The sequence below is a fragment of the Gordonia sputi NBRC 100414 genome, from assembly GCF_000248055.1.
Classification (GTDB): Bacteria; Actinomycetota; Actinomycetes; order Mycobacteriales; family Mycobacteriaceae; genus Gordonia; species Gordonia sputi.
The window spans coordinates 89,110-111,560 of the sequence record NZ_BAFC01000022.1 but is presented as its reverse complement, the minus strand read 5'-3'; the positions used below and the strand labels follow the sequence as shown (position 1 = coordinate 111,560).

The following is a 22,451-nucleotide window of genomic DNA, read 5'->3' as shown; positions in this document are numbered from 1 at the left end:
CTGTCAGTCGAGCGGTGCCGTCAGGTACTGCTGAATCGTCGCTCCGACGCTGTTCACCAGGACCTGCGCGGGAATGTCTGTGGTCAGTGGAAGCTCGAGAACCTTGCGGCTCAACGCCAAACCGAGGACCTGACCGGCAATCAAACCCGTGCGTGTCGGCGCCTCGTCCTCATCGGAAACCACGGCAGTAACCATGGGCAGCATATGCGCCTCGACGATCTCCACCACCCGATCCCGCGCCACCGGGTCCGTCATTGCACTGCGGAGCAACACGCTGAGCAGATCGCTCGAAGCACCGTCGTCCCAGATGCGCAGGAAGTGTTCGACAACTGCTCGACCGCGTTGCTCTTCGGGCAACACCGATAGGTCCGGGACCTCGACGTCGACGGTGGTCGCGGCGGTGAACAGGCCCCGCTTGTCGCCGAAATAACGAATCACCATGGACGGGTCTATGTCTGCATCCTGCGCGATGGCCCGCACGGTGGCACCGGCAAATCCGCTGCGCGCGAAGTGTTCTTGTGCCGAGGCGAGAATCGCGGCACGGGAGCGCTGCGCTCGCTCCTTCTTGGTCGGCCGCTCCCTGTTGGTCGCCGTCGGGGGTTGCATGATCCCCAGTCTAGCGAGTTATGATCAACACGTGTTGGCCAACAGGTGTTGACCAGCTCTCGCACAGATCCTCACACCATCAAGGAGAAGGTCATGTTGCCCGAGAACATCGACGTGCTGATCGTGGGCGGAGGCCCGACCGGACTTGTCGCCTCGACAGTCCTGACACGCGCGGGACGCGACGTACTCACCCTCGACGAACAACCCGAAGGGCACAACGCCTCCCGGGCCGCGGCCATTCAGGCACGGACAATGGAGATCCTGCAGGAGCTCGGCGTCGCCGACACTCTCGTGGACGAGGGCGTCGTGGTCCCCTACTTCACGTTCCGCAACCGCGAGAAGCTGCTCAACGGACTGCGATTCGCCGATCTCGACACGCGGTATCCGCACGTGACCACGATCCAGCAGTGGCGGACCGAAGAAGTACTCACCGAGAACCTGCACCGACTCGGTGGTCACATCACCCGCGGATACAGGGTCACCGGACTCGACGAGACAGCGTCCGGCATCGACGTCCATGTCGATGGACCTGACGGCCTCGAGACCGTACGAGCCCGGTTCGTCGTCGGAGCCGACGGCACGCATTCGGTGGTCCGCGAATCGGCTGGCATCGAGTTCGTCGGAGGCGACTATCCACAGTCTTTCGTACTCGCCGACGCCGAGTTCGACGAGTGGCCGCTGCGCTTCGACGAGGTGCAGAACTTCTTCTCCCCCAACGGAATCGTCGTGAGTGGTCCTTTGCCCGAGGGCCGCCGTAGGGTGCTGTTCACGTGGCCGGAGGAGGTCGACGACGTCGACGTTGCCCTCGTGCAGAACGTGCTCGACACTCGCGGTCCACGGGGAGCGAGAGTCTCGCGCATCGCTTGGGGATCCCAATTCCACGTTCATCACCGCATCGCCGAGCACTTCCGGAAGGGCCACATCTTCCTCGCGGGTGACGCCGCACATGTGCACAGCCCTGCCGGCGGACAGGGCATGAACCTCGGCATCCAGGATGCCTACGAACTCGGCCTGGTGCTCGCGGCAGCGCTCTCGCCCACTCCCACAGTGCATCTCGACACGTACGAACACCGGAGGCGTCCGATCGCTGCGTCGACCGTGCTGCTGACCAACCTGATGACGACCGCATCGGTTGCCGAGAATCCGGTGGCGATGAAGATCCGAGACCTCGCCATGAATGCGATCGGGCATCTGCCACCCGCCCGAAAGCAGATGGCGTTGCACATGGCAGAGCTCGTGGCGTGATCATGGCGACGACACTCACCGGACTGCACCACCTCAAGTTCCCGGTCACCAACCTCGAGCTGAGTATCGACTGGTACACAAGGGTTTTCGACGCCACCCACATCACGAGATTCGACCATTACGATAGGACCGGTCATCGCTACGCCGTCGTGATCTCGATTCCCGGTATCGCGGAACTAATCGAACTGCGACTTGATCCCGCTGCGGCGCAGGGAATCGCGGGCTTCGATCCGGTCACCTTCGGCGTGGTCGACAATGCCGCGCTGCAGCAATGGATCGAACACCTCGACCGACTCGGAGTGCCGCACAGCCCACCGATCACCGGCTACATCGGGCAGGTCGTTCGCCTCTCCACACCGGATGGCATGACGATTCAGATCTACACGGATCCGGCAGACGGATTCGAGTCGGCCATGTTCGACCGCTCCATCATCGTGCAGCCGGTCGCCGGGCACCGAATCACCGACTCCCCCGCCTGAGCGACCGCCACTGCTCGACGATCTCGTCAACGTCGACGACGTGGGCAGTGACGACCGACGGCAGCCCCGCCCGCGTGGTCAGATGTGCTTCGCGCACACGGCGATTGAAGTCGGCCAGGATCTCGCGCACTGCTGATTCGTCGGCGATGTCGGCCAGGGAATCGGGAAAGCCTTGCGCCTCCTTGCGGAGTTGCAGCGAAGCGGGCAGCAGGGCCGTCGAATCGAGTCCTTCGTCGCGGATCTTGCGCTTGACCCACCAGTCGGGGTCGTCGGTATCGGAGAGGTCGAGCGGCTTGCCCATGCCCGGCAGGTTGTCGAACTCGCCGCGCTCGGTGGCCTCGCGGATCATCTTCTCCACGCGCGTTTCGTACGTGGGCGGCTTCCAGCGGCGGACACGACGAAACCGTCCTTCGGGTTCGTCCATATGTCCAGTCACCGTGTCCCCGCGTCTCCGTGTCTCCGACGGCTCAGACAGTGAATCCCAACGCGCGCAGCTGCTCGCGGCCGTCGTCGGTGATCTTGTCGGGGCCCCACGGCGGCAGCCACACCCAGTTGATCTCCAACTCGGTGCACAAGCCGCTGCCGATGAGCGCTGCGCGTGACTGGTCCTCGATGACGTCGGTCAGCGGACACGCCGCCGACGTCAGTGTCATGTCGATCTTGGCGACGGCGTCGTCGGTGATCTCGATGCCGTAGACGAGTCCGAGATCGACGACGTTGATACCGAGCTCCGGGTCGACGACGTCGCGCATCGCCTCCTCGACGTCCTCGAGTTGGGGCAGCGAGGTGCTCGGTGCACTCACGGGTGACTGAGCTACGGGTGTCTGAGCTGCGGGGGTCTCGACCGGGGGCGTCTCGACTGCCGGAGTCTCTGCCAAAGGCTGTTCGGTCATGGGGCTTCCACCTGTTCTGATTCACGTTCTTCCACCGACTGCGCCAGGGCGTCCTTGAACGCCATCCAGCCCAGCAGTGCACATTTGACGCGTGCCGGATACTTGCTCACTCCGGCAAACGCGATGCCGTCGCCGATGACGTCTTCGTCGCCCTCGTCGGAGCCGCGGGAGGTCATCATCGCGTTGAACGATGCGACCGTCGCCAAGGCGTCGTCGACGCTGGCGCCCTCGAGCTGGTCGAACAGCACCGATGTCGACGCCTGCGAGATCGAGCAACCCTGCCCGTCGTAGGAGATGTCGGTGACGGTATTGCCGTCGTCGGAGAGCGCGACGCGCAGGGTCACCTCGTCACCACACGTCGGGTTGACGTGATGGACCTCGGCGCCGAACGGCTCGCGCAGCCCGCGCCCGTGCGGGTGCTTGTAGTGATCGAGGATCACGTCCTGATACATCTGCTCCATACGCATGTCAGGCGACTCCGAAGAACTTCTGCGCCTTGACGATTGCCGCGGCGAGAGCGTCGACCTCGTCATGCGTGTTGTAGACCGCGAACGACGCACGGGCCGTCGCCGCAACATCGAAACGTCGGTGCAGCGGCCATGCGCAATGATGTCCGACGCGGATCGCGACACCCTCGTCGTCGAGGATCTGCCCGAGGTCGTGTGCGTGAATGCCGTCGACGACGAACGAGACTGCACCACCGCGGTTTTCGGTCGTCGTGGGTCCGACGATGCGCAGTCCCTCGATCTCTCCGAGCGAATGCAGTGCGTGCTCGACGAGCGAATGCTCATGCGCGGCAACAGCATCCATCCCGATTGCCGACAGATAGTCGACGGCCGCACCCAATCCGACGACCTGCGAGGTCATCGGCACGCCTGCTTCGAACCGCTGAGGCGGATCGGCGTAGGTGGTTGCCTCCATCGTGACGGTCTCGATCATCGATCCGCCGGTGATGAACGGAGGCAGCGCAGCAAGAAGCTCTGCCTTGCCGTACAGCACACCGACACCCGACGGTCCGAGCATCTTGTGCCCGGAGAACGCCGCGAAATCGACGTCGAGCGCACGGAAATCGACTGGCATGTGCGGAACCGACTGGCAGGCGTCGAGCACGACGAGCGCACCGACAGCACGAGCTCGGCGAACCAACTCGTCGACGTCGGCCACGGCACCGGTCACGTTGGACTGGTGCGTGAACGCGACGACCTTCACGGTGTCGTCGAGCTCGAGTGAATCGAGGTCGATGCGGCCGTCGTCGGTCACGCCGTACCAGCGCAGGGTCGCGCCGGTACGTCGGCATAGCTCCTGCCACGGAACGAGATTCGCGTGATGCTCGAGTTCGGTGATGACGACTGTGTCGCCCTCGCCGAGTTGTCGACCACCGAACAGCGGTGCGCTGCGGTCGTCGCCGAGCGTGTAGGTGACCAGGTTCAGCGACTCGGTCGCGTTCTTGGTGAACACCGTCTCGGGTGCGGTGACACCCACGAAGGCGGCGATCTTCTCGCGGGCGCCCTCGTAGTCGTCGGTGGCCTCCTCTGCGAGCTGATGCGCGCCACGATGCACCGCGGCGTTGTGGGTCGTCAGGAACTCACGCTCGGCATCGAGCACCTGGACCGGACGCTGCGAGGTCGCACCGGAATCGAGGTAGACCAACGGCTTTCCGTCGCGCACCGTGCGGGACAGAATCGGGAAATCGGCACGGATGGCGTCGACGTCGAGCGTCGAAGCCTTGTCGGCCACGGTCTCCGTCGACATGGCTCAGCCCGCCGCAGCAGCCGTCGTGAAGCGGACGTAACCGTTCTCTTCGAGCTCGTCGGCCAGCTCGGGCCCACCGGATTCGACGACCCGACCGTTGACGAACACGTGCACGAAGTCCGGCTTGATGTAGCGCAGGATTCGCGTGTAGTGCGTGATCAGCAGGATGCCGCCGTTTTCCTCGGCCTTGTACGTGTTCACGCCCTCGCTGACGACGCGCAGAGCGTCGACGTCGAGGCCGGAGTCGGTCTCGTCGAGGATTGCGAACTTCGGCTTGAGCAGGTCTAGCTGCAGGATCTCGTGACGCTTCTTCTCGCCACCGGAGAAGCCCTCGTTGACCGAGCGCTCGGCGAACGACGGATCGATCTCGAGTGCGGTCATCGCCTCCTTGGTCTCCTTGACCCAGTGGCGCAGCTTGGGAGCCTCGCCACGGACGGCGGTCGCCGCGGTGCGCAGGAAGTTCGACATCGAGACGCCGGGAACCTCGACGGGGTACTGCATCGCGAGGAACAGACCTGCGCGGGCGCGCTCGTCGACGCTCATCTCCAGCACGTCCTCGCCGTCGAGGGTGATGGTGCCGCTGGTGACCTTGTACTTCGGGTGGCCTGCGATCGCGTAGGAGAGCGTCGACTTGCCGGAGCCGTTGGGGCCCATCAGTGCGTGGGTCTCCCCCGACTTCACCGTCAGGTCGACGCCTTTGAGGATGTGGATCGGCTCGGCGTCGGTGTCGGACTGCGCGACGTCGACGTGCAGGTCACGGATTTCGAGTGTGCTCATGTGGCTTTCTTTCTGGGGCTGGGTGATCTCGACAAGCTCGATCAGCGGGTTCGGGGCTCGATCGGCGGGTTCGGTGATCTCGACAAGCTCGATCAGCGGGTTCGGTCTCGATCAGCGGGTTCGGTCTCGATCAGCGGGTTCGGTCTCGATCGGCGGGTTCGGTCTCGATCAGCGGGTTGAAGCTCGATCAGCGGTCCACGCGCGATCAGGCGCCGGAGATCTCGAGTTCGTGTTCGATGGCGGCGGAGAGACGTTCGCGCAGTTCGGGCACCGTGATCTTGGCGATGACCTCGCCGAAGAATCCACGGATGACGAGGCGTCGGGCCTGGTCTTCCGGGATGCCGCGGGCCTGCAGGTAGAACAGCTGCTCGTCGTCGAATCGGCCGGTGGCGCTGGCGTGGCCTGCGCCGACGATCTCGCCGGTCTCGATCTCGAGGTTCGGCACCGAGTCGGCACGCGCGTTGTCGGTGAGCAGCAGGTTGCGGTTGAGCTCGAACGTGTCGGTGCCCTCGGCTTCCGGACGGATCAGCACGTCGCCGATCCAGACCGTGTGCGCCTCACGACTGCGGTCGCCGGACGGATCTCCTTGCAGCGCACCCTTGTACACCACGTTGGAGCGGCAGTTCGGCTGGTTGTGGTCGATGAGGAGTCGCTGTTCGAGATGCTGTCCGGCATCGGCGAAGTACAGACCCCAGAGTTCGACGTCGCCGCCCGGCGCCGCGTAGCGGACCAGCGGTGAGAGGCGGACGAGGTCGCCGCCGAGGCTGATCGCGAAGTGACGCAGCACGGCATCGCGACCCACCTTGATGTGGTGCGTTGCGACATGCACGGCGTCGTCGGCCCAGTCGTGGACGTTGACGACGGTCAACGCTGCCTGGTCGTCGACGATGAATTCGACGTTCTCCGCGTAGGTTCCGCTGCCCTTCTGGTCGAGGACGACGACCGCACGCGCGAAGGGCTCGAGGCGGATCTGCACGTGACCGAACGCCGTCTTGTCGACGCCGGGGCCCTCGAGTGTGATCACGATCGGCTCGCCGACCTCGACCTCGCGGGCGACGGTGATGACCGTAGCCTCGGTGAACGACGAATACGCCTGCGCCGCAATGCGATCGAACGGCACTCCACCCTGACCGAGTCGCTTGTCGTCGCGTCCGACGGTCTCGACGGTGACGCCGTCACCTGCGCCGGTGACCGAGACAGTTGCCTGTCCGTCGGCCGTCGCGCTGCCGTCGTGCAGACCGCGCAAGCGTCGGAACGGGGTGAATCGCCACGCCTCTTCACGTGAGCTGGGAACCTCGAACGCCTCGACGTCGAATGAGGTGAACAACTCACCCTTGTTGACGGGCGCGACTGTGCTGCCCGGAACCGAGACCGGGATTGTCGGATCAGCCATCAGCCGACGGCTCCTTCCATCTGGAGTTCGATGAGGCGGTTGAGTTCGAGCGCGTACTCCATCGGGAGTTCCTTCGCGATGGGCTCGACGAATCCGCGCACGACCATGGCCATCGCCTCGTCCTCGGTCAGTCCGCGACTCATCAGGTAGAAGAGCTGATCGTCGCTGACCTTGGAGACGGTGGCCTCGTGACCCATCGTGACGTCGTCCTCGCGGATGTCGACGTACGGGTAGGTGTCGCTACGACTGATGGTGTCGACGAGCAGTGCGTCGCACTTCACCGTCGAACGGCTGCCGTGCGCACCGTTGTTGACCTTGATCAGACCGCGGTACGACGCTCGTCCGCCGCCGCGTGCCACCGACTTGGAGACGATGTTGCTCGAGGTGTGCGGCGCGAGGTGGACCATCTTCGATCCGGTGTCCTGATGCTGACCCTCACCGGCGAATGCGACGGAGAGCACCTCGCCCTTGGCGTACTCGCCCGTCAGCCAGACTGCCGGGTACTTCATCGTGACCTTCGAGCCGATGTTGCCGTCGATCCACTCCATCGTGGCGCCCGCCTCGGCCTTGGCACGCTTGGTGACCAGGTTGTAGACGTTGTTCGACCAGTTCTGGATGGTGGTGTAGCGGCAGCGTCCACCCTTCTTCACGATGATCTCGACGACGGCGGAGTGCAGTGAGTCGGTCTTGTAGATCGGTGCGGTGCAGCCCTCGACGTAGTGCACGTAGGCACCCTCGTCGACGATGATCAGCGTGCGCTCGAACTGGCCCATGTTCTCGGTGTTGATCCGGAAGTAGGCCTGCAGCGGGATGTCGACGTGCACGCCCGGGGGCACGTAGATGAACGAACCGCCCGACCAGACCGCGGTGTTCAGCGCGGAGAACTTGTTGTCGCCCGCCGGGATGACCGATCCGAAGTACTCGCGGAAGAGCTCGGGATGCTCCTTGAGACCGGTGTCGGTGTCGAGGAAGATCACGCCCTGCTGCTCGAGGTCCTCACGGATCTGGTGATAGACCACCTCGGACTCGTACTGCGCCGCGACGCCTGCGACGAGACGCTGCTTCTCGGCTTCGGGGATGCCGAGCCTGTCGTAGGTGTTCTTGATGTCTTCGGGCAGGTCGTCCCAGGAAGCGGCCTGCTTCTCGGTCGAGCGCACGAAGTACTTGATGTTGTCGAAGTCGATGCCGTCGAGCTCGGCACCCCAGTGCGGCATGGGCTTGCGGTCGAAGATGCGCAGCGCCTTGAGGCGGTTCTCGAGCATCCAGTCCGGTTCGCTCTTTTTCGACGAGATGTCGGCGACCACGGCGTCTGAGAGTCCACGCTGCGCGCTCGCTCCTGCGACGTCGGAATCGGCCCACCCGTATCCGTACGTGCCGAGTGAGGCGATGGTCTCCTCTTGGGTCAATGGAGCCTGTCCATCTGTAACTGTCATCGCTGGGCCTTTCGACTCGTCTGCTTCGGGTCGGCGACGGCGTCATTGCCGGGCTGGTTGTCGCCGATCATCAGGGGGACATGCGTTGTACACGCGCAATCGCCGTTGGCGATCGTCGCGAGACGTTGTACGTGCGTACCGAGAAGCTCGGTGAACGCCGCGGTTTCTGCCTCACAGAGTTCGGGGAACTCAGCCGCGACATGTGCCACGGGGCAGTGATGTTGGCAAATCTGGACGCCGGAGCCGACCAATCTGGTGTTGGCGGCGTAACCGGCGCTGGTGAGAGCGTCGGCGATCTCTTCGACGGTGTCGGCGACCGAGCCGGACTCCGCTACGGGACGTACCCCGTCGACGATGCCCTCGATCCGGTCACGTGCGAACTCGCCGATCGCTTCCTCACCGGCGATCTCGCGGAGCTTGCGCATGGCTGCCCCGGCGAGGTCGTCGTATGCGTGTTGAAGCTTTCCGCGACCGGTCGCCGTCAATTGGAACCACTTCGCAGGCCTGCCCCGACCGCGCTCACCGCCCCGGCCGAAACCGGGCGAGGCGTGTTCGGCATCACCGGCATCGACGAGCGCGTCGAGATGACGACGCACGCCTGCTGGACTGATACCCAACCGCTCGGCGATCTCTCCCGCGGTCAGTGGCCCGTCTTCGACGAGCAGCGACACCACGGCAGCACGCGTCTGCCCGTCGGCGTGCATGGCTCCTGGATCGGCGACCACACCGGGACGGGCGCTGTCGGCAGACAGCACTGCATCACTCCGCATGGTTTTCACAACGCCAGTGTGACGTAATTACTTCCCCGCTTCCAGCAAGGGTGACCTAAGCGGTGACTCGGGTGCGGCGTCGGAAGGACACGACGAGGCAACCATTACAGTCGTCTCGTGTCAGAAACCAGTGTCCTGCGTCGTGCTGCGACGTACCTCGGGCTGAAGTCTGCGCGAGAAGCCGACACGGACTCGGACACGACGGGCGACTACGGCCGGTCGGTCGCGACACTGCACGAGACCGAACAGGAAGTCGGCCCACTCAACGCGGAGGAGAATCGGCGACTCTTCCGGATCAAGATCTTCGGAGCCACCGGATCGGTGCTGCTGCTGATCGGTTCGCTGGGTACCGGCCAGATCCCCGTGCTGCAGAATCCCGTCGCGGGAATGCGCCTCCTGTCGCTGCCGTCCCGGATGTGGAGCACGGCACTGACGATGTCGATCGGCGGAACGCTGATGCTCGTCGTCGCGTGGCTGATGATCGGACGCTTCGCGGTCGGCCGGTTCAGCGTCGAGGTGCTGGAGGGTCGAAGCCCGCAGCGGCGCATGACCCGACGCCAGGCCGACAGCACGCTGCTGCTCTGGATCGCCCCGATCCTCGTCGCTCCACCGCTGCTCAGCAAGGACATTTACTCCTATCTGGCACAGAGCGCCATCGCCGAACGCGGCATGGATCCCTACTCGGTGAGTCCTGTTCGCGGACTCGGCGTCGACGACGTCCTCACGCGATCCGTGCCCAATCTCTGGCGAGACACCCCCGCGCCGTATGGTCCGTTCTTCATCTGGATCGGTGAGGGCATCACCAAGATCACCGGGGACAACATCCCCGCGGCGATCTTCCTGCATCGACTCGTGGCACTGCTCGGGGTTGGCTTGATCGTCTGGGCGCTGCCCCGCCTCGCACGGCGCTGCGGGGTGTCGGGCGTTGCGGCTCTGTGGCTCGGCGCGATGAATCCGCTCGTGATCCTGCACCTCGTCGGAGGCATCCACAACGAGGCACTCATGCTCGGCCTGATGCTCGTCGGACTGGAGCTGTGTTTCGCGGGGATCTACAGCAGCGGGAGGCTGCGAGGCTCCGGATTCTGGCCAAGCCAGGCGGGTTGGTTGCTCATCGCGGGCACGGCGGTGATCGCTGCGTCGTCCATGGTGAAGGTCACATCGATGCTCGCCCTCGGATTCGTCGGCGTCGCCCTCGCAAGACGGTGGGGCGCCACGCTGCCCGCGCTTCGTCATGCTCCGGTGAGTACGTGGTGGTCGCGGTCGCGGGATTCGGTGCGTGCGCTCGCGGCGTCGGCAGGCTTCCTCTTCGTGATTCTCGCCATAGTCGTGGTGGGTATTTGTGCCGGGACAGGACTCGGTTTCGGGTGGACGACGACGCTGTCGACGGGCGAGATCGTGCGGTCCTGGATGTCGATGCCGACGTTGATGTCGGTGAGTACCGGCAGGGTCGGCGTGTGGCTCGGCCTCGGCGATCAGACGCAGGCCATCCTCGACGTCGCGCGCCCCATCGGGCAGCTCATCGCCGCGATTTTCGTCGTCCGCTGGATGCTGGCGACCCTCGCCGGACGACTCCACCCGCTCGGCGGGCTCGGGATCGCGATGGCCACCGTCGTCTTGTTCTTCCCGTTCGTGCAGGCCTGGTACCTGTTGTGGGCCGTCATCCCCCTCGCCGCGTGGGCGACCGGCCCGTGGTTCCGCGTGTTGAGCATCGCGGCGTCGGCGATCATTGCGATCGTTGTCATGCCGACGAGTTCCAACACGAGCGGCGTCGTGCTCGCGCAGGGCCTGCTCGCCGGTGTGATCATGGTCGCGATACTGACGGCGCTGTTCTTCGAGGATCTGCCGTTCACCCGGCATAGACGCAGCCGCTCGACGTCGAACCCCGACACGTGACGACGTCGGGCACAGGGGCGTCGGGAGCAGCACCGTTTTCTCTCCAGCACCCCTCACCGCATAGTCTTGGCGTGTGCGCAGCACGGCTTCACCTTCACCATCGCCGGCAGACGATCCGATGACCGATCGTCGCTCTCGCGGATCCGTCTCGACGGACTCGACGACAAAACCCGACGCCGCGGTGTGCGTACGCGGACTGGTGAAGCGCTACGACGACCGGGCCGCCGTCGATGGGCTCGACCTCGACCTGGAGTCCGGAACCGTCCTCGCGCTCCTCGGCCCCAATGGCGCGGGCAAGACCACGACGGTGGAGATCTGTGAGGGGTTCCTGCACGCCGATGAGGGCAGCGTGTCAGTGCTCGGCCTCGACCCCTGGCGCGACAACGACAGACTCCGCACCCGGATCGGCGTCATGCTGCAGGGTGGCGGCGCATATCCCGGTGCTCGCGCCGAGGAAATGCTGCGGCTGTGCGCCGCGTACTCGGCCGACCCCATCGATCCCGATTGGCTGCTCGACGCTCTCGGTCTCGAATCGGCCGCGCGTACCCCGTTCCGACGCCTCTCCGGTGGTCAGCAGCAGCGGCTCTCGCTCGCGTGCGCCATCGTCGGCCGACCCGAACTGGTCTTCCTCGACGAACCCACCGCCGGACTCGACGCCCAGGCACGCCTGGTGGTCTGGGAGATCATCGACCGTCTGCGCGGCGACGGCGTCTCGGTGTTGCTCACCACCCACCTCATGGACGAAGCAGAAGAACTCGCCGACCAGGTCGTGATCATCGACCACGGCAAGGTCGTGGCGAACGGCACCCCGGCGGAGCTGACGAGTCGCGGGGCCGAGAACGAACTGCGGTTCACCGCACCGCGCGGGCTCGACCTGACGATGCTCGAGCTCGCGCTGCCCGAGGACTATCGCTGTACCGAACCGCTGCCGGGCAATTACCTGGTCAGCGGCGACGTGACACCACAGGTGTTGGCGACGGTGACCGCGTGGTGCGCCAAGATCAACGTTCTCGCCACCGATCTGCGCGTCGAGACCCGCAGCCTCGAGGACGTCTTCCTCGACCTCACCGGACGGGAGTTGCGTCGATGACCGCCGCACGCACTCGGTCGACGTCGCAGTTCCCGCCGGGAACCTTCGCCCCGCACCCGCAACCCGCGTCGCTTCCCGCGATGCTCGCCGCGCAGACGCGGCTCGAGTTGACCCTGCTGCTCCGCAATGGCGAGCAGTTGCTGCTGACGATGTTCATCCCGATCACCCTGCTGATCGGATTGTGTCTGCTACCCCTCGACACCGACCTCGGCACGACCAACGCCGAACGCGCGGCGACCTTCGTGCCCGCCATCCTGACCGTCGCGGTCATGTCGACCGCATTCACCGGACAGGCCATCGCCGTCGGGTTCGACCGACGATACGGCGCACTGAAAAGGCTTGGGGCGACGCCGATTCCGCGGTGGGGCATCATCGCGGGCAAAGCGATGGCGGTCGTCATCGTCGTCATCGCACAGGCGATCCTGCTCGGAGCTATCGGCGTCGCATTCGGATGGCGTCCCGAACCCGTCGGTCTGCTGATCGGCGCGCTGATCATCGCGCTGGGCACGGCTGCGTTCTCCGCTCTCGGTTTACTGCTCGGCGGAACACTCAAGGCAGAGATCGTCCTGGCGCTGGCCAATCTCCTGTGGTTCGCGATGCTGGGCATCGGCAGTCTCGTCGTGATGTCGTCGCGTGTACCCGACTCGGTCTGGTGGGTGGCTCGCGTGGTGCCGTCTGGTGCGTTGACCGAAGCGCTGCAACAAGCTGCCGATGGGCGTGTCGACGTCTTCGGCGTAGTGGTTTTGCTGGCCTGGGCCGCGATAGGCTCTGCGCTGGCGGTGAGGTGGTTTCGATTCCAATGACGACGTCAGATACGCGTACCGAGCGCTCCCCCGAATCCCCCGATGCCGCATCGCGCGACACCACGACCCGACGTCGTGGCCTGTTCGGCCGCGTCCCTGGATTCGCAGACCCGACGGCGCGTTTCGTATATGGCTGGGCCATCTCACAGTTGGTCGTCAATGTCGGCATCGTCGTCACCGGCGGCGCAGTGCGCCTCACCGGTTCGGGTCTCGGCTGCCCGACATGGCCTCAGTGCACCGACGGTTCCTTCGTTCCGCATCAGGCGCTGGGGATGCACGGAGCCATCGAGTTCGGCAACCGGATGCTCACCTGGGTCCTCGTCGTTGTGGCCATCGGGACGTGGCTCGCGGTGTTCCGTCGACGCGGCTCGACGCGCGGCGACCGCTGGTTGGCAACACTCATCGCGCTCGGCATCCCGTTCCAGGCAATCATCGGCGGCATCTCGGTGCTCACCGATCTGAATCCGTGGGTCGTCTCGCTGCACTTTGTGTTGTCGATGGCGTTGGTGTCGTTGGCAACCGTTCTGGTGTTCCGGACCTCGCCGCGCGAGCGTGACAAGACGACGAACATCGTGGCGGCCCGCCTCGGCAGCGCCCTGTCGTGGCTGATTTATCTCCTCACCTGGGCGACCATCTACGTCGGGACCGTCGTCACGGGATCGGGGCCTCACGCGGGTGACGCAGACGCGCCACGCAACGGACTCGACCCGGGCGCGATGACACAGCTGCACGCCGACTTCGTGTTCGTGCTGGTGGGTCTGGCACTGGCGGTGGCCGTCACAGCACGGGTTCTCCACATGCCGCAGACCCGAGCCGCGCTCATCTACGTGGGGCTGCTTGCACTGCAGGGCGTGATCGGCGGCATCCAGTACGCCACCAACCTTCCGATGGCGTTGGTCATCGCGCACATGCTCGGTAGCGCGCTGCTGATGATCGGCGCCACCTGGCTGGTGCTGTGGTTCGGCAGTGATCAGCGGTCGGGCAGTGATCAATCCTCGGGCAGGGAGCACACTGACGAGGTCGGCCAGCGCGAACGCGGCGACGCACCCGTCAACTGACCGGGCGCCCACCTAACCGTCAGATGATCGCGCTGTTGCGCGCCTTGGGGAAATGCTCGGAATGGGCAACCCAGCCGGCCATCTTGCGATAGTGCTCGGGCGACACGGTCGCCTTCGACGTCAGTTCCCGATCCCACTCCCCGATTTCGAGGCCGGGCACGGCGTCGACGACGGCATGCGCGGTCGCGACGTCGTCGACGACCCGGTCGCCGAGGTATCCGTTGGACTCCCCGACGAGCGTGATGCGCACCCCGGCGGTGCCGATGGGCTGCAGGACGGCTTTCGCGGCCCCACCTTCGGTGGCGACGAACTTCTTGATCGACGCGACGACCGCGGCAGGCGCCTTAACCGGCGCTGCCGAGCTCTCGACGCTGTCACTCTCGGCGGTTTCGGTGTTCTGCTCGTCGCTCATGGTCTGTAGAGCATACCGACCGGCGGCCGGTGGCCCATCCGAGGTGTGCGGCAGCCGCAGACTTGGCAGAGTTGTCATCTATGAACTCGCCCGCGCAGGAGCGCGAAATCCTCACCTGGGAACTCAACGGCGTCGCCTGCCGCGAGCTTGCTCAGATGGTCGCCGACGACGGCTACGTCCCCGACATCATCATCGGGATAGCCCGCGGCGGTCTCATCCCCGCCGGAGCAATGGCATATGCCCTCGACTGCAAGCTGATGCTCTCGCTCAACGTCGAGTTCTACACCGGCATCGGTGAGACGCTGTCCGAGCCCGTGATGCTCCCCTCGCTGCTCGAGAGCAGCGGCCTGCACGATCAGCGGGTGCTGGTCGTCGACGACGTCGCAGACACCGGAAAGACGCTCAAACTTGTCGACGACTTCTGCGAGCAGCAGGGTCGCGTCGCCGAGGTCCGCAATGCGGTGATCTACCAGAAGCCGCACACCATCACGACTCCCGACTATTGCTGGCGCACCACGGACAAGTGGATCAACTTCCCGTGGTCGGTCGACCCGCCGGTCGTCGGCACGCGGAACTCCAGCAGCGAATCAAACCCCTAGCGCGGCGTTCGGTACCGGCGACGGCCAGAATTCGGCGCCGTGTAGAAACGACTCATGCGCGCAATTCAGGTGACACATCATGGCGGTCCCGAGGTGCTCAACTACGGGACGGTCGACGACCCCATCCCCGCTCCCGACGAGGTGATCGCGCGGACCAGCGCGATCGGGGTCAACTTCATCGATACCTATCTACGACGCGGCATGTACCCGTCGACCCCGCCCTACGTCCCGGGCACCGAGGGTGCGGGAGAGATTATCGCGGTCGGCAGCGAGGTCACCGACCTCGAGCCGGGCCAACGAATCGCGTGGGTCGACGCGCCCGGTTCGTACGCCGAACTCGTCGCGGTGCGCGCCGCCCGCGCGATCCCGGTCCCCGACGGCGTTCCCGACGTCGTTGCAGGCTCGACGATGCTGCGCGGCCTCACCGCCCACTATCTGCTCGACGGCAGCGCACACCCGGTTTCCGGTGACACGATCCTGCTCCACGCGGGCGCCGGCGGCGTCGGCCTGATCCTGACGCAGCTCGCCAAGCGTCGCGGCATCACGGTGATCACCACGGTGTCGACAGACGAGAAGGCAGCGTTGTCGACGCAGGCAGGCGCCGACCACGTCCTGCGATACGGTGACGACCTCGTCGGACAGGTCCGTGAACTCACCGACGGCAAGGGCGTGCCGGTGGTGTACGACGGCGTCGGAGCCGACACCTTCGAACAGTCACTGGCCTCGACCGCGGTGCGCGGGATCGTCGTCGTGTTCGGGGCGGCGAGCGGACCTGTCCCGCCGTTCGATATCCAGCGGCTCAACCCGGCGGGCTCACTGTCGGTGACGCGCCCGACGCTCGGCCATTTCATCGCGAACACGGACGAATTGCGGTGGCGTTCGGGTGAATATTTCGACGCCGTTCTCGACGGCCTCGATGCCCGAGTCGGCCAGGAATATCGCCTTGCCGACGCCGCGCAGGCCCAAACCGACCTGGAGAACCGGATCACCACGGGAGCAACCGCACTCATTCCGTGAGGCGGTCACGAAACCTGCGGCCACTCGTCAGAAGTAGCTGGCGATGGTCGGCAGGTTGACGACGGCGTCGATGGCGAGTCCGCAGAACAGCGCCGCGAGGTATTCGTTCGACTGCAGGAACACCTTCAACGGTGCCACCTCGACGCCGCGTCGAGTGTCGCGGTAGAGCTTGTGCACACGGTTGAGGAACCACACGCCTGCCAACACCGCGACGCCGGCGTAGATCCAGCTCGCAGCTCCGATGAGCAGGAACGAGCAGATCACGGTGAGCCACGTGTAGATGAAGATCTGGCGGGTGACGTGCTCCTCGGTGGCGATCACCGGCAGCATCGGCACGCCTGCGGCCTTGTAATCCTCGCGGTAGCGCATCGCCAGTGCCCAGGTATGCGGCGGCGTCCAGAAGAAGATCACACCGAACAGCACGATCGGCTGCCAACTGAGCGAACCCGTGACCGCCGCCCAGCCGACCAGCGTCGGCATGCATCCGGCTGCACCGCCCCACACCACGTTCTGCCAGGTGCGGCGCTTGAGGATCAGGGTGTAGACCCCGACGTAGAAGATGATCGTGGCGGATACGAGAAGCGCACTCAGAAGGTTCGCCGACCACCACAGGACAGCGAACGACGCCACCCAGAGCAGCAATCCGAAGATCAACGCATTGGTTCTCGTCACCGCGTGACGGGCGAGCGGACGCTTGGCGGTGCGTCGCATCTTCTTGTCGATGTCGGCGTCGACGACCATGTTGAGCGTATTGGCGCTCGCCGCACCCAACCAACCACCGAGCAGCGTGAACGCGATGATTCTGAGGTCGACGTGTCCACGATCTGCCTGCAGCATGACCGGGATGGTCGCCACCAGCAGCAATTCGATGACACGAGGCTTGGTGAGCGCGATGTACGCCATCACCGTGCCGCGTACGCGAGCAACGAAACTCGTGTCGGCGGTCGTGTTCGATTCGCTGACGGGGCGGTCAGAATCCACCTCGGACGTGCCGCGAGAAGTGGCGGAACCATCTCCGCTCACACGCTCACCGATCCTCACGTCAACTCCCCTGCCCCGCCGACGATTCGGCTCGCGGGCATTTCCGACTACTACTCAGCATGGTAGACGCTGGGGTGTTCGATCAAAGAATTGAGGCTCCGCGCCGTAGCCGACCTGCGAAGACCGGCTGACATGACGATCGTTACCGGCCACCCCCCACACCGACGGCACCGGCCGATTACTCTGGTCATCGTGGGTCGAAAGGCCCTGCATCAGCACTCGGACGTAACGCCCGCGAGTTGGCGTTCGCCCGACGCACCAGCACCACACGCATCACGCAGGCACCCCAACACGTACAGGAGACGGCACACGTGGCTGATACCGACGAGATCCGCGAACGCACCGAGGCGGCCTACCCCGAGGACTGGTCCGACGTGGACACGCGCGCGGTCAACACGGCTCGCATTCTTGCTGCCGACGCCGTCCAGAAGGTCGGCAACGGACACCCCGGCACCGCGATGAGTCTCGCTCCACTGGCTTACACGCTCTACCAGCGCGTCATGCGTCACGACCCGGTCGACACCACCTGGGTCGGTCGTGACCGCTTCGTCCTGTCGTGTGGACACTCGAGCCTCACGCAGTACATCCAGCTCTACCTCGGCGGATTCGGACTCGAACTCGGCGACCTCGAAGCGCTCCGCACCTGGGATTCGCTGACGCCGGGACACCCCGAGTTCCGTCACACCAAGGGCATCGAGATCACGACGGGTCCGCTGGGTCAGGGACTCGCGTCAGCCGTGGGCATGAGCATGGCGTCGCGCTACGAGCGTGGCCTCTTCGACCCCGACGCCGCGCCAGGAGCCAGCCCCTTCGATCACTTCATCTACGTCATCGCCTCCGACGGCGACATCGAAGAGGGCGTGACGTCCGAGGCGTCGTCGCTCGCGGGCACCCAGGAGCTGGGCAACCTGATCGTGTTCTACGACCAGAACCAGATCTCGATCGAGGACGACACCACCATCGCGCTCGGCGAGAACACCGCGCTGCGCTACGAGGCATACGGCTGGCACGTGCAGACGGTCGAGAGCGGCGAGGACGTCGTCGCGATCGAGGCGGCAATCGAGGCGGCCAAGAAGGTCACCGACAAGCCGTCGCTGATCTGCGTGCGCACCATCATCGGCTACCCCGCTCCCGACAAGATGAACACGGGCGCCGTCCACGGCTCGGCTCTCGGCGCCGACGAGGTCGCCAAGACCAAGGAAGCTCTCGGATTCGATCCGGACAAGAACTTCGACGTCTCCGAAGAGGTCATCAGCCACACCCGCAAACTCGTCGAGCGCGGGATCGAGGCCAAGGAATCGTGGACCAAGGCGTTCGACGCCTGGGCAGGCGCCAACCCCGAGAACAAGAAGCTGTTCGACCGCCTGTATGCACATGAGCTGCCCGAGGGCTGGCGCGATGTGATCCCGACGTGGGCTCCCGGCGACAAAGACCTCGCGACCCGCGCGGCGTCGGGCAAGGTGCTCTCAGCACTCGGCGGCATCCTGCCCGAGCTGTGGGGCGGTTCGGCCGACCTCGCAGGCTCGAACAACACCACCATGGACGGGGCGGCGTCGTTCGGCCCGACCGCGATCTCCACGAAGAAATGGTCGGCCAATCCGTACGGCCGCACACTGCACTTCGGCATTCGCGAGCATGCGATGGGCGCCGTGCTCTCCGGGATCGTGCTCCACGGACCGACACGGGCATACGGCGGTACGTTCCTCCAGTTCGCCGACTACATGCGTCCGTCGGTCCGGCTGGCGTCACTCATGGAGATCGATCCGATTTACGTGTGGACGCACGATTCGATCGGACTCGGCGAAGACGGCCCGACCCATCAGCCCGTCGAACATCTCGCCGCGCTGCGTGCCATCCCCCACCTCGACGTCGTACGTCCCGCTGATGCCAACGAGACCGCAGCGGCATGGGCGCATCTCCTGACGCGTCGAAACCATCCCGTCGGCCTGGTGCTCACCCGACAGAACGTCCCGGTCCTCGAGGGAACGTCGGTCGAGGGAGTCGCCGCGGGCGCCTACGTGCTCAGCGACTCCGACGACGACCCGCAGGTCGTCATCATCGGCACCGGCTCCGAGGTGCAGTTGGCACTCGAGGCACAGAAGACTTTGGCCGAGAAGGGAATCGCGGCCCGCGTGGTGTCCATGCCGAGCATGGAGTGGTTCGACGAACAGCCACAGGGTTACCGCGACTCGGTGCTGCCTCCCGCAGTGCCACGGGTATCGGTCGAGGCTGGTATCGCGATGCCGTGGTACCGCTGGGTGGGCAACGGCGATCAGATCGTGTCGCTCGAGCACTACGGCGCATCGGCCGACTACAAGGTCCTCTACGAGAAGTTCGGCATCACCGCCGAAGCCGTCGTCGCGGCGTCGCTACGCGCAGTGGCGGGCTGATCACCGGACGAGATCCACAACTGAACATCGAAATCCCAACCGAGGCACACCCACTAGAGGCGCTCCCACAAGGAACGCACTGCCGGAGGAGAGAACCGTGACACAGAACGAGAAGCTCGCAGAATTGTCCGCAGCCGGGGTTTCGGTGTGGCTGGACGACCTGTCCCGAGATCTGATCAGCTCGGGACAGCTCCAGGAACTGATCGACACCAAGTCGGTGGTCGGTGTGACGACCAACCCGTCGATCTTCCAGGCCGCATTGTCGAAGGGCACCGCGTACGACGACCAGATCAACGAACTGGCCGCGCGCGACACCGACGTCGACAGTGCGGTCCGGACGCTGACCACCGACGACGTCCGTAACGCCTGCGACGTCCTCAAGCCCGTCTTCGACAGCACGAACGGACTCGACGGTCGGGTGTCGATCGAGGTCGATCCGCGTCTTGCACACGACACCGACAACACCGCCGCGCAGGCCGTGGAGTTGTGGAAGATCGTCGACCGTCCCAACGCGCTGATCAAGATCCCGGCGACCAAGGAGGGCCTGCCCGCGATCTCCCGCACCCTCGCGGAGGGCATCAGCGTGAACGTCACCCTGATCTTCTCGGTCGAGCGCTACCAGGAGGTCATCGACGCTTACCTGAACGGACTCGACGCCGCACTCGCTGCGGGACACGACATCTCGAAGATCCACTCGGTTGCGTCGTTCTTCGTCTCCCGCGTCGACACCGAGGTCGACAAGCGCCTCGACGCGATCGGCACGCCACAGGCCGTGCAGCTCAAGGGCTCTGCCGCACTCGCGAACGCTCGCCTGGCCTACCACGCCTACCAGCAGGCGTTCGAGATCGACTCCCGCTTCCCCGCTCTGCGAGAGCAGGGCGCGTTGCCGCAACGCGCACTCTGGGCATCGACCGGTACCAAGAACCCCGACTACGCCGACACGCTCTATGTCAGCGAACTCGTCGCTCCCAACACGGTCAACACCATGCCGAGAAAGACGATGGACGCGTTTGCCGACCACGGCTGGGTCGACACCAAGTCGATCGTGGGTCGCGCCAAGGAGTCGCGTGAGGTCTTCGACGCCATTTCGGCTGTCGGCGTCGACTTCTCGGACGTGTTCAAGGTGCTCGAGGACGAGGGCGTGACCAAGTTCGTCGACGCGTGGACCGACCTCCTCGGCGCAACCGAGGAGCAGCTCTCCGCTGCGAAGAAGAGCTGACGTAGGTGGCAGACACCGCGGGATGGAAGAACCCGCTGCGCGACCCACGTGACAAACGTCTCCCTCGTATCGCAGGCCCGTGCAGCCTCGTCATCTTCGGCGTCACCGGAGATCTCGCACGCAAGAAGTTGATGCCGGCGGTGTACGACCTCGCCAATCGGGGGTTGTTGCCGCCGTGGTTCGCGCTCGTCGGTTTCGCCCGACGGGATTGGGACGACGAGGATTTCGCGAAAGTCGTCCACGACGCCGTTCGCGAGCACGCAAGGACAGGCTTCCGCGAGGAGGTCTGGGAACGTTTGTCGGAGGGATTTCGGTTCGTCCAGGGTTCCTTCGACGACGATGCAGCATTCGACCGCCTGCACGAGACGCTCCTGCGGCTCGACAAGGAGCGCGGCACGGACGGTAATCACGCCTTCTATCTCTCGATTCCGCCCAACGCGTTCCCCACGGTCTGCGAGCAACTCGAACGCAGTGGGCTGGCCGCCGAGGAAGGCGACAACTGGCGTCGCGTGGTGATCGAGAAACCCTTCGGGCACGATCTGCAGTCGGCCAAGGAACTCAATGCCATCGTCAATGCCGTGTTCCCGGAGTCGTCGGTGTTCCGCATCGACCACTACCTCGGCAAGGAGACGGTGCAGAACATTCTCGCGCTGCGCTTCGCGAACCAACTGTTCGATCCGCTGTGGAGTTCGCACTACGTCGACCACGTCCAGATCACCATGGCCGAGGACATCGGCCTCGGCGGACGTGCCGGCTATTACGACGGCATCGGTGCCGCGCGCGATGTGATCCAGAACCATTTGCTCCAACTCATGGCACTGGTCGCGATGGAGGAGCCGATCTCGTTCGAGCCCAAGCAATTACAGGCCGAGAAGATCAAGGTGCTCTCGGCGACGAGCAACATCCTGCCTCTCGACGAGAACACTGCGCGCGGCCAGTACGGGCCGGGCTGGCAGGGCAGCCAGAAGGTCCCGGGACTCCTGGAGGAGGAAGGGTTCAGCGCCGACTCCATCACCGAGACCTACGCGGCGATCGCGCTCGAGGTGGATTCACGACGCTGGGCGGGCGTGCCCTTCTACCTGCGCACGGGAAAACGCTTGGGCCGCAGGGTGACCGAGATTGCACTGGTCTTCAAGCGTGCACCGCACCTTCCGTTCGACAAGACGATGACCGAGGAGCTGTCGCAGAACGCACTCGTGATCAGAGTGCAGCCGGACGAGGGCATCAGACTGCGGTTCGGGTCGAAGGTGCCCGCGTCGAGCATGGAGGTCCGCGACGTCAACATGGACTTCAGTTACCGCACGGCGTTCACCGAAGCATCTCCCGAGGCCTACGAGCGGCTGATCCTCGACGTGCTGCTCGGTGAGCCGTCGCTGTTCCCGGTCAACGACGAGGTCGAATTGTCGTGGAAGATCCTCGATCCCGTCCTCGACCACTGGGCGCAGTCCGGGCGTCCCGACACCTACGAGTCGGGCACCTGGGGACCCGACTCCGCCGACGAAATGATGGCCCGCACCGGACGAACGTGGCGTCGACCCTGACCCGGCCGAGCCCGATCGTCCGGTTTTTGCCGCATCCCCC

At 65.1% G+C, this 22,451-nt stretch carries 22 protein-coding genes; 11 read left to right on the top strand and 11 right to left on the bottom strand.

Annotated elements, in window-relative coordinates; all coding sequences use genetic code 11:
- Positions 1 to 3: 3 nt before the first annotated feature.
- Entirely contained in the window at positions 4 to 606 is a 603-nt protein-coding gene (locus tag GOSPT_RS02935; protein WP_005202793.1) for a TetR/AcrR family transcriptional regulator, read from the bottom strand.
- A gap of 93 nt (positions 607 to 699) precedes the next feature.
- On the opposite strand from GOSPT_RS02935, the gene GOSPT_RS02930 reads away from it, so the two are divergent.
- Together GOSPT_RS02930 and GOSPT_RS02925 are read left to right on the top strand one after the other, a co-directional pair.
- Complete coding sequence (locus GOSPT_RS02930; protein ID WP_005202792.1) at positions 700 to 1,851, top strand: FAD-dependent monooxygenase; 1,152 nt, start codon at positions 700 to 702, stop codon at positions 1,849 to 1,851.
- 2 nt (positions 1,852 to 1,853) lie between these two features.
- A complete protein-coding gene (locus tag GOSPT_RS02925; protein ID WP_039854566.1) occupies positions 1,854 to 2,330 on the top strand; it encodes a VOC family protein in 477 nt (158 codons plus the stop codon).
- On the opposite strand, the gene GOSPT_RS02920 is transcribed toward GOSPT_RS02925, so the two are convergent.
- The 8 genes from GOSPT_RS02920 to GOSPT_RS02880 all read right to left on the bottom strand — a co-directional run bounded on the left by GOSPT_RS02920 (position 2,311) and on the right by GOSPT_RS02880 (position 9,348).
- Entirely contained in the window at positions 2,311 to 2,679 is a 369-nt protein-coding gene (locus GOSPT_RS02920; RefSeq protein ID WP_005202788.1) for a DnaJ family domain-containing protein, read from the bottom strand. The genes GOSPT_RS02925 and GOSPT_RS02920 overlap by 20 nt on opposite strands.
- A gap of 118 nt (positions 2,680 to 2,797) precedes the next feature.
- A complete protein-coding gene (locus GOSPT_RS02915; protein ID WP_005202786.1) occupies positions 2,798 to 3,223 on the bottom strand; it encodes a metal-sulfur cluster assembly factor in 426 nt (141 codons plus the stop codon).
- Positions 3,220 to 3,690 (bottom strand): Fe-S cluster assembly sulfur transfer protein SufU, encoded by a 471-nt coding sequence (sufU, locus tag GOSPT_RS02910; RefSeq protein WP_005202785.1) that lies wholly within the window; start codon positions 3,688 to 3,690, stop codon positions 3,220 to 3,222. The genes GOSPT_RS02915 and sufU overlap by 4 nt, the downstream gene beginning before the upstream one ends.
- Before the next feature lies 1 nt (position 3,691).
- Complete coding sequence (locus GOSPT_RS02905; RefSeq protein WP_005202783.1) at positions 3,692 to 4,975, bottom strand: cysteine desulfurase; 1,284 nt, start codon at positions 4,973 to 4,975, stop codon at positions 3,692 to 3,694.
- A gap of 3 nt (positions 4,976 to 4,978) precedes the next feature.
- A complete protein-coding gene (gene sufC / locus GOSPT_RS02900) occupies positions 4,979 to 5,752 on the bottom strand; it encodes a Fe-S cluster assembly ATPase SufC (protein WP_005202779.1) in 774 nt (257 codons plus the stop codon).
- A gap of 205 nt (positions 5,753 to 5,957) precedes the next feature.
- On the bottom strand, positions 5,958 to 7,145 hold the full coding sequence (gene sufD / locus GOSPT_RS02890) for a Fe-S cluster assembly protein SufD (protein WP_005202777.1): 1,188 nt from the start codon (positions 7,143 to 7,145) through the stop codon (positions 5,958 to 5,960).
- Positions 7,145 to 8,578: a Fe-S cluster assembly protein SufB gene (sufB, locus tag GOSPT_RS02885; protein WP_005202775.1), complete on the bottom strand. Its 1,434-nt coding sequence runs from the start codon at positions 8,576 to 8,578 to the stop codon at positions 7,145 to 7,147. Before sufB ends, sufD begins: the two co-directional genes overlap by 1 nt.
- Complete coding sequence (locus GOSPT_RS02880; RefSeq protein ID WP_051993727.1) at positions 8,575 to 9,348, bottom strand: helix-turn-helix transcriptional regulator; 774 nt, start codon at positions 9,346 to 9,348, stop codon at positions 8,575 to 8,577. The genes sufB and GOSPT_RS02880 overlap by 4 nt, the downstream gene beginning before the upstream one ends.
- A gap of 117 nt (positions 9,349 to 9,465) precedes the next feature.
- Between GOSPT_RS02880 and mptB the strand changes: the two genes are divergently transcribed.
- From mptB to GOSPT_RS02860, 4 genes are all read left to right on the top strand, one after another.
- Entirely contained in the window at positions 9,466 to 11,241 is a 1,776-nt protein-coding gene (gene mptB / locus GOSPT_RS02875; protein WP_005202772.1) for a polyprenol phosphomannose-dependent alpha 1,6 mannosyltransferase MptB, read from the top strand.
- A gap of 118 nt (positions 11,242 to 11,359) precedes the next feature.
- Positions 11,360 to 12,331 (top strand): ABC transporter ATP-binding protein, encoded by a 972-nt coding sequence (locus GOSPT_RS02870; RefSeq protein ID WP_005202764.1) that lies wholly within the window; start codon positions 11,360 to 11,362, stop codon positions 12,329 to 12,331.
- Positions 12,328 to 13,134, top strand: a complete 807-nt coding sequence (locus GOSPT_RS02865) for an ABC transporter permease (protein ID WP_005202763.1) — start codon at positions 12,328 to 12,330, stop codon at positions 13,132 to 13,134. The genes GOSPT_RS02870 and GOSPT_RS02865 overlap by 4 nt, the downstream gene beginning before the upstream one ends.
- Positions 13,131 to 14,192 (top strand): COX15/CtaA family protein, encoded by a 1,062-nt coding sequence (locus GOSPT_RS02860; RefSeq protein ID WP_005202761.1) that lies wholly within the window; start codon positions 13,131 to 13,133, stop codon positions 14,190 to 14,192. The genes GOSPT_RS02865 and GOSPT_RS02860 overlap by 4 nt, the downstream gene beginning before the upstream one ends.
- Positions 14,193 to 14,211: 19 nt before the next feature.
- Here the strand turns inward: GOSPT_RS02860 and GOSPT_RS02855 are convergent, their stop codons facing one another.
- Positions 14,212 to 14,604: a hypothetical protein gene (locus GOSPT_RS02855; RefSeq protein ID WP_005202760.1), complete on the bottom strand. Its 393-nt coding sequence runs from the start codon at positions 14,602 to 14,604 to the stop codon at positions 14,212 to 14,214.
- 80 nt (positions 14,605 to 14,684) lie between these two features.
- On the opposite strand from GOSPT_RS02855, the gene GOSPT_RS02850 reads away from it, so the two are divergent.
- Together GOSPT_RS02850 and GOSPT_RS02845 are read left to right on the top strand one after the other, a co-directional pair.
- Complete coding sequence (locus GOSPT_RS02850) at positions 14,685 to 15,203, top strand: phosphoribosyltransferase (protein WP_005202757.1); 519 nt, start codon at positions 14,685 to 14,687, stop codon at positions 15,201 to 15,203.
- A gap of 54 nt (positions 15,204 to 15,257) precedes the next feature.
- A complete protein-coding gene (locus tag GOSPT_RS02845) occupies positions 15,258 to 16,220 on the top strand; it encodes a quinone oxidoreductase family protein (RefSeq protein ID WP_005202755.1) in 963 nt (320 codons plus the stop codon).
- Positions 16,221 to 16,247: 27 nt separating this feature from the next.
- Here the strand turns inward: GOSPT_RS02845 and GOSPT_RS02840 are convergent, their stop codons facing one another.
- Positions 16,248 to 17,243 carry a heme o synthase gene (locus GOSPT_RS02840; RefSeq protein ID WP_039854561.1) on the bottom strand — a complete coding sequence of 332 codons (996 nt, stop codon included), beginning with the start codon at positions 17,241 to 17,243 and terminating at the stop codon, positions 16,248 to 16,250.
- A gap of 329 nt (positions 17,244 to 17,572) precedes the next feature.
- On the opposite strand from GOSPT_RS02840, the gene tkt reads away from it, so the two are divergent.
- From tkt to zwf, 3 genes are all read left to right on the top strand, one after another.
- Positions 17,573 to 19,651, top strand: coding sequence for a transketolase (gene tkt / locus GOSPT_RS02835; RefSeq protein ID WP_039854560.1), 2,079 nt, complete (start codon positions 17,573 to 17,575; stop codon positions 19,649 to 19,651).
- A gap of 97 nt (positions 19,652 to 19,748) precedes the next feature.
- Positions 19,749 to 20,870, top strand: a complete 1,122-nt coding sequence (gene tal / locus GOSPT_RS02830; protein WP_005202750.1) for a transaldolase — start codon at positions 19,749 to 19,751, stop codon at positions 20,868 to 20,870.
- 5 nt (positions 20,871 to 20,875) lie between these two features.
- A complete protein-coding gene (zwf, locus tag GOSPT_RS02825; RefSeq protein WP_005202749.1) occupies positions 20,876 to 22,411 on the top strand; it encodes a glucose-6-phosphate dehydrogenase in 1,536 nt (511 codons plus the stop codon).
- The last annotated feature ends 40 nt before the right edge of the window (positions 22,412 to 22,451 follow it).

Bases quoted from the DNA above. Each gene is read 5' to 3' on its own strand.
- sufB (WP_005202775.1), bottom strand. From the start codon at position 8,578: ATGACAGTTACAGATGGACAGGCTCCATTGACCCAAGAGGAGACCATC.
- GOSPT_RS02845 (WP_005202755.1), top strand. From the start codon at position 15,258: ATGCGCGCAATTCAGGTGACACATCATGGCGGTCCCGAGGTGCTCAAC.
- GOSPT_RS02850 (WP_005202757.1), top strand. From the start codon at position 14,685: ATGAACTCGCCCGCGCAGGAGCGCGAAATCCTCACCTGGGAACTCAAC.
- sufD (WP_005202777.1), bottom strand. From the start codon at position 7,145: ATGGCTGATCCGACAATCCCGGTCTCGGTTCCGGGCAGCACAGTCGCG.
- GOSPT_RS02860 (WP_005202761.1), top strand. From the start codon at position 13,131: ATGACGACGTCAGATACGCGTACCGAGCGCTCCCCCGAATCCCCCGAT.
- GOSPT_RS02870 (WP_005202764.1), top strand. From the start codon at position 11,360: ATGACCGATCGTCGCTCTCGCGGATCCGTCTCGACGGACTCGACGACA.
- GOSPT_RS02925 (WP_039854566.1), top strand. From the start codon at position 1,854: ATGGCGACGACACTCACCGGACTGCACCACCTCAAGTTCCCGGTCACC.
- sufC (WP_005202779.1), bottom strand. From the start codon at position 5,752: ATGAGCACACTCGAAATCCGTGACCTGCACGTCGACGTCGCGCAGTCC.
- sufU (WP_005202785.1), bottom strand. From the start codon at position 3,690: ATGCGTATGGAGCAGATGTATCAGGACGTGATCCTCGATCACTACAAG.
- GOSPT_RS02880 (WP_051993727.1), bottom strand. From the start codon at position 9,348: ATGCGGAGTGATGCAGTGCTGTCTGCCGACAGCGCCCGTCCCGGTGTG.
- GOSPT_RS02920 (WP_005202788.1), bottom strand. From the start codon at position 2,679: ATGATCCGCGAGGCCACCGAGCGCGGCGAGTTCGACAACCTGCCGGGC.
- GOSPT_RS02905 (WP_005202783.1), bottom strand. From the start codon at position 4,975: ATGTCGACGGAGACCGTGGCCGACAAGGCTTCGACGCTCGACGTCGAC.
- GOSPT_RS02930 (WP_005202792.1), top strand. From the start codon at position 700: ATGTTGCCCGAGAACATCGACGTGCTGATCGTGGGCGGAGGCCCGACC.
- GOSPT_RS02915 (WP_005202786.1), bottom strand. From the start codon at position 3,223: ATGACCGAACAGCCTTTGGCAGAGACTCCGGCAGTCGAGACGCCCCCG.
- GOSPT_RS02855 (WP_005202760.1), bottom strand. From the start codon at position 14,604: ATGAGCGACGAGCAGAACACCGAAACCGCCGAGAGTGACAGCGTCGAG.
- GOSPT_RS02865 (WP_005202763.1), top strand. From the start codon at position 12,328: ATGACCGCCGCACGCACTCGGTCGACGTCGCAGTTCCCGCCGGGAACC.
- GOSPT_RS02935 (WP_005202793.1), bottom strand. From the start codon at position 606: ATGCAACCCCCGACGGCGACCAACAGGGAGCGGCCGACCAAGAAGGAG.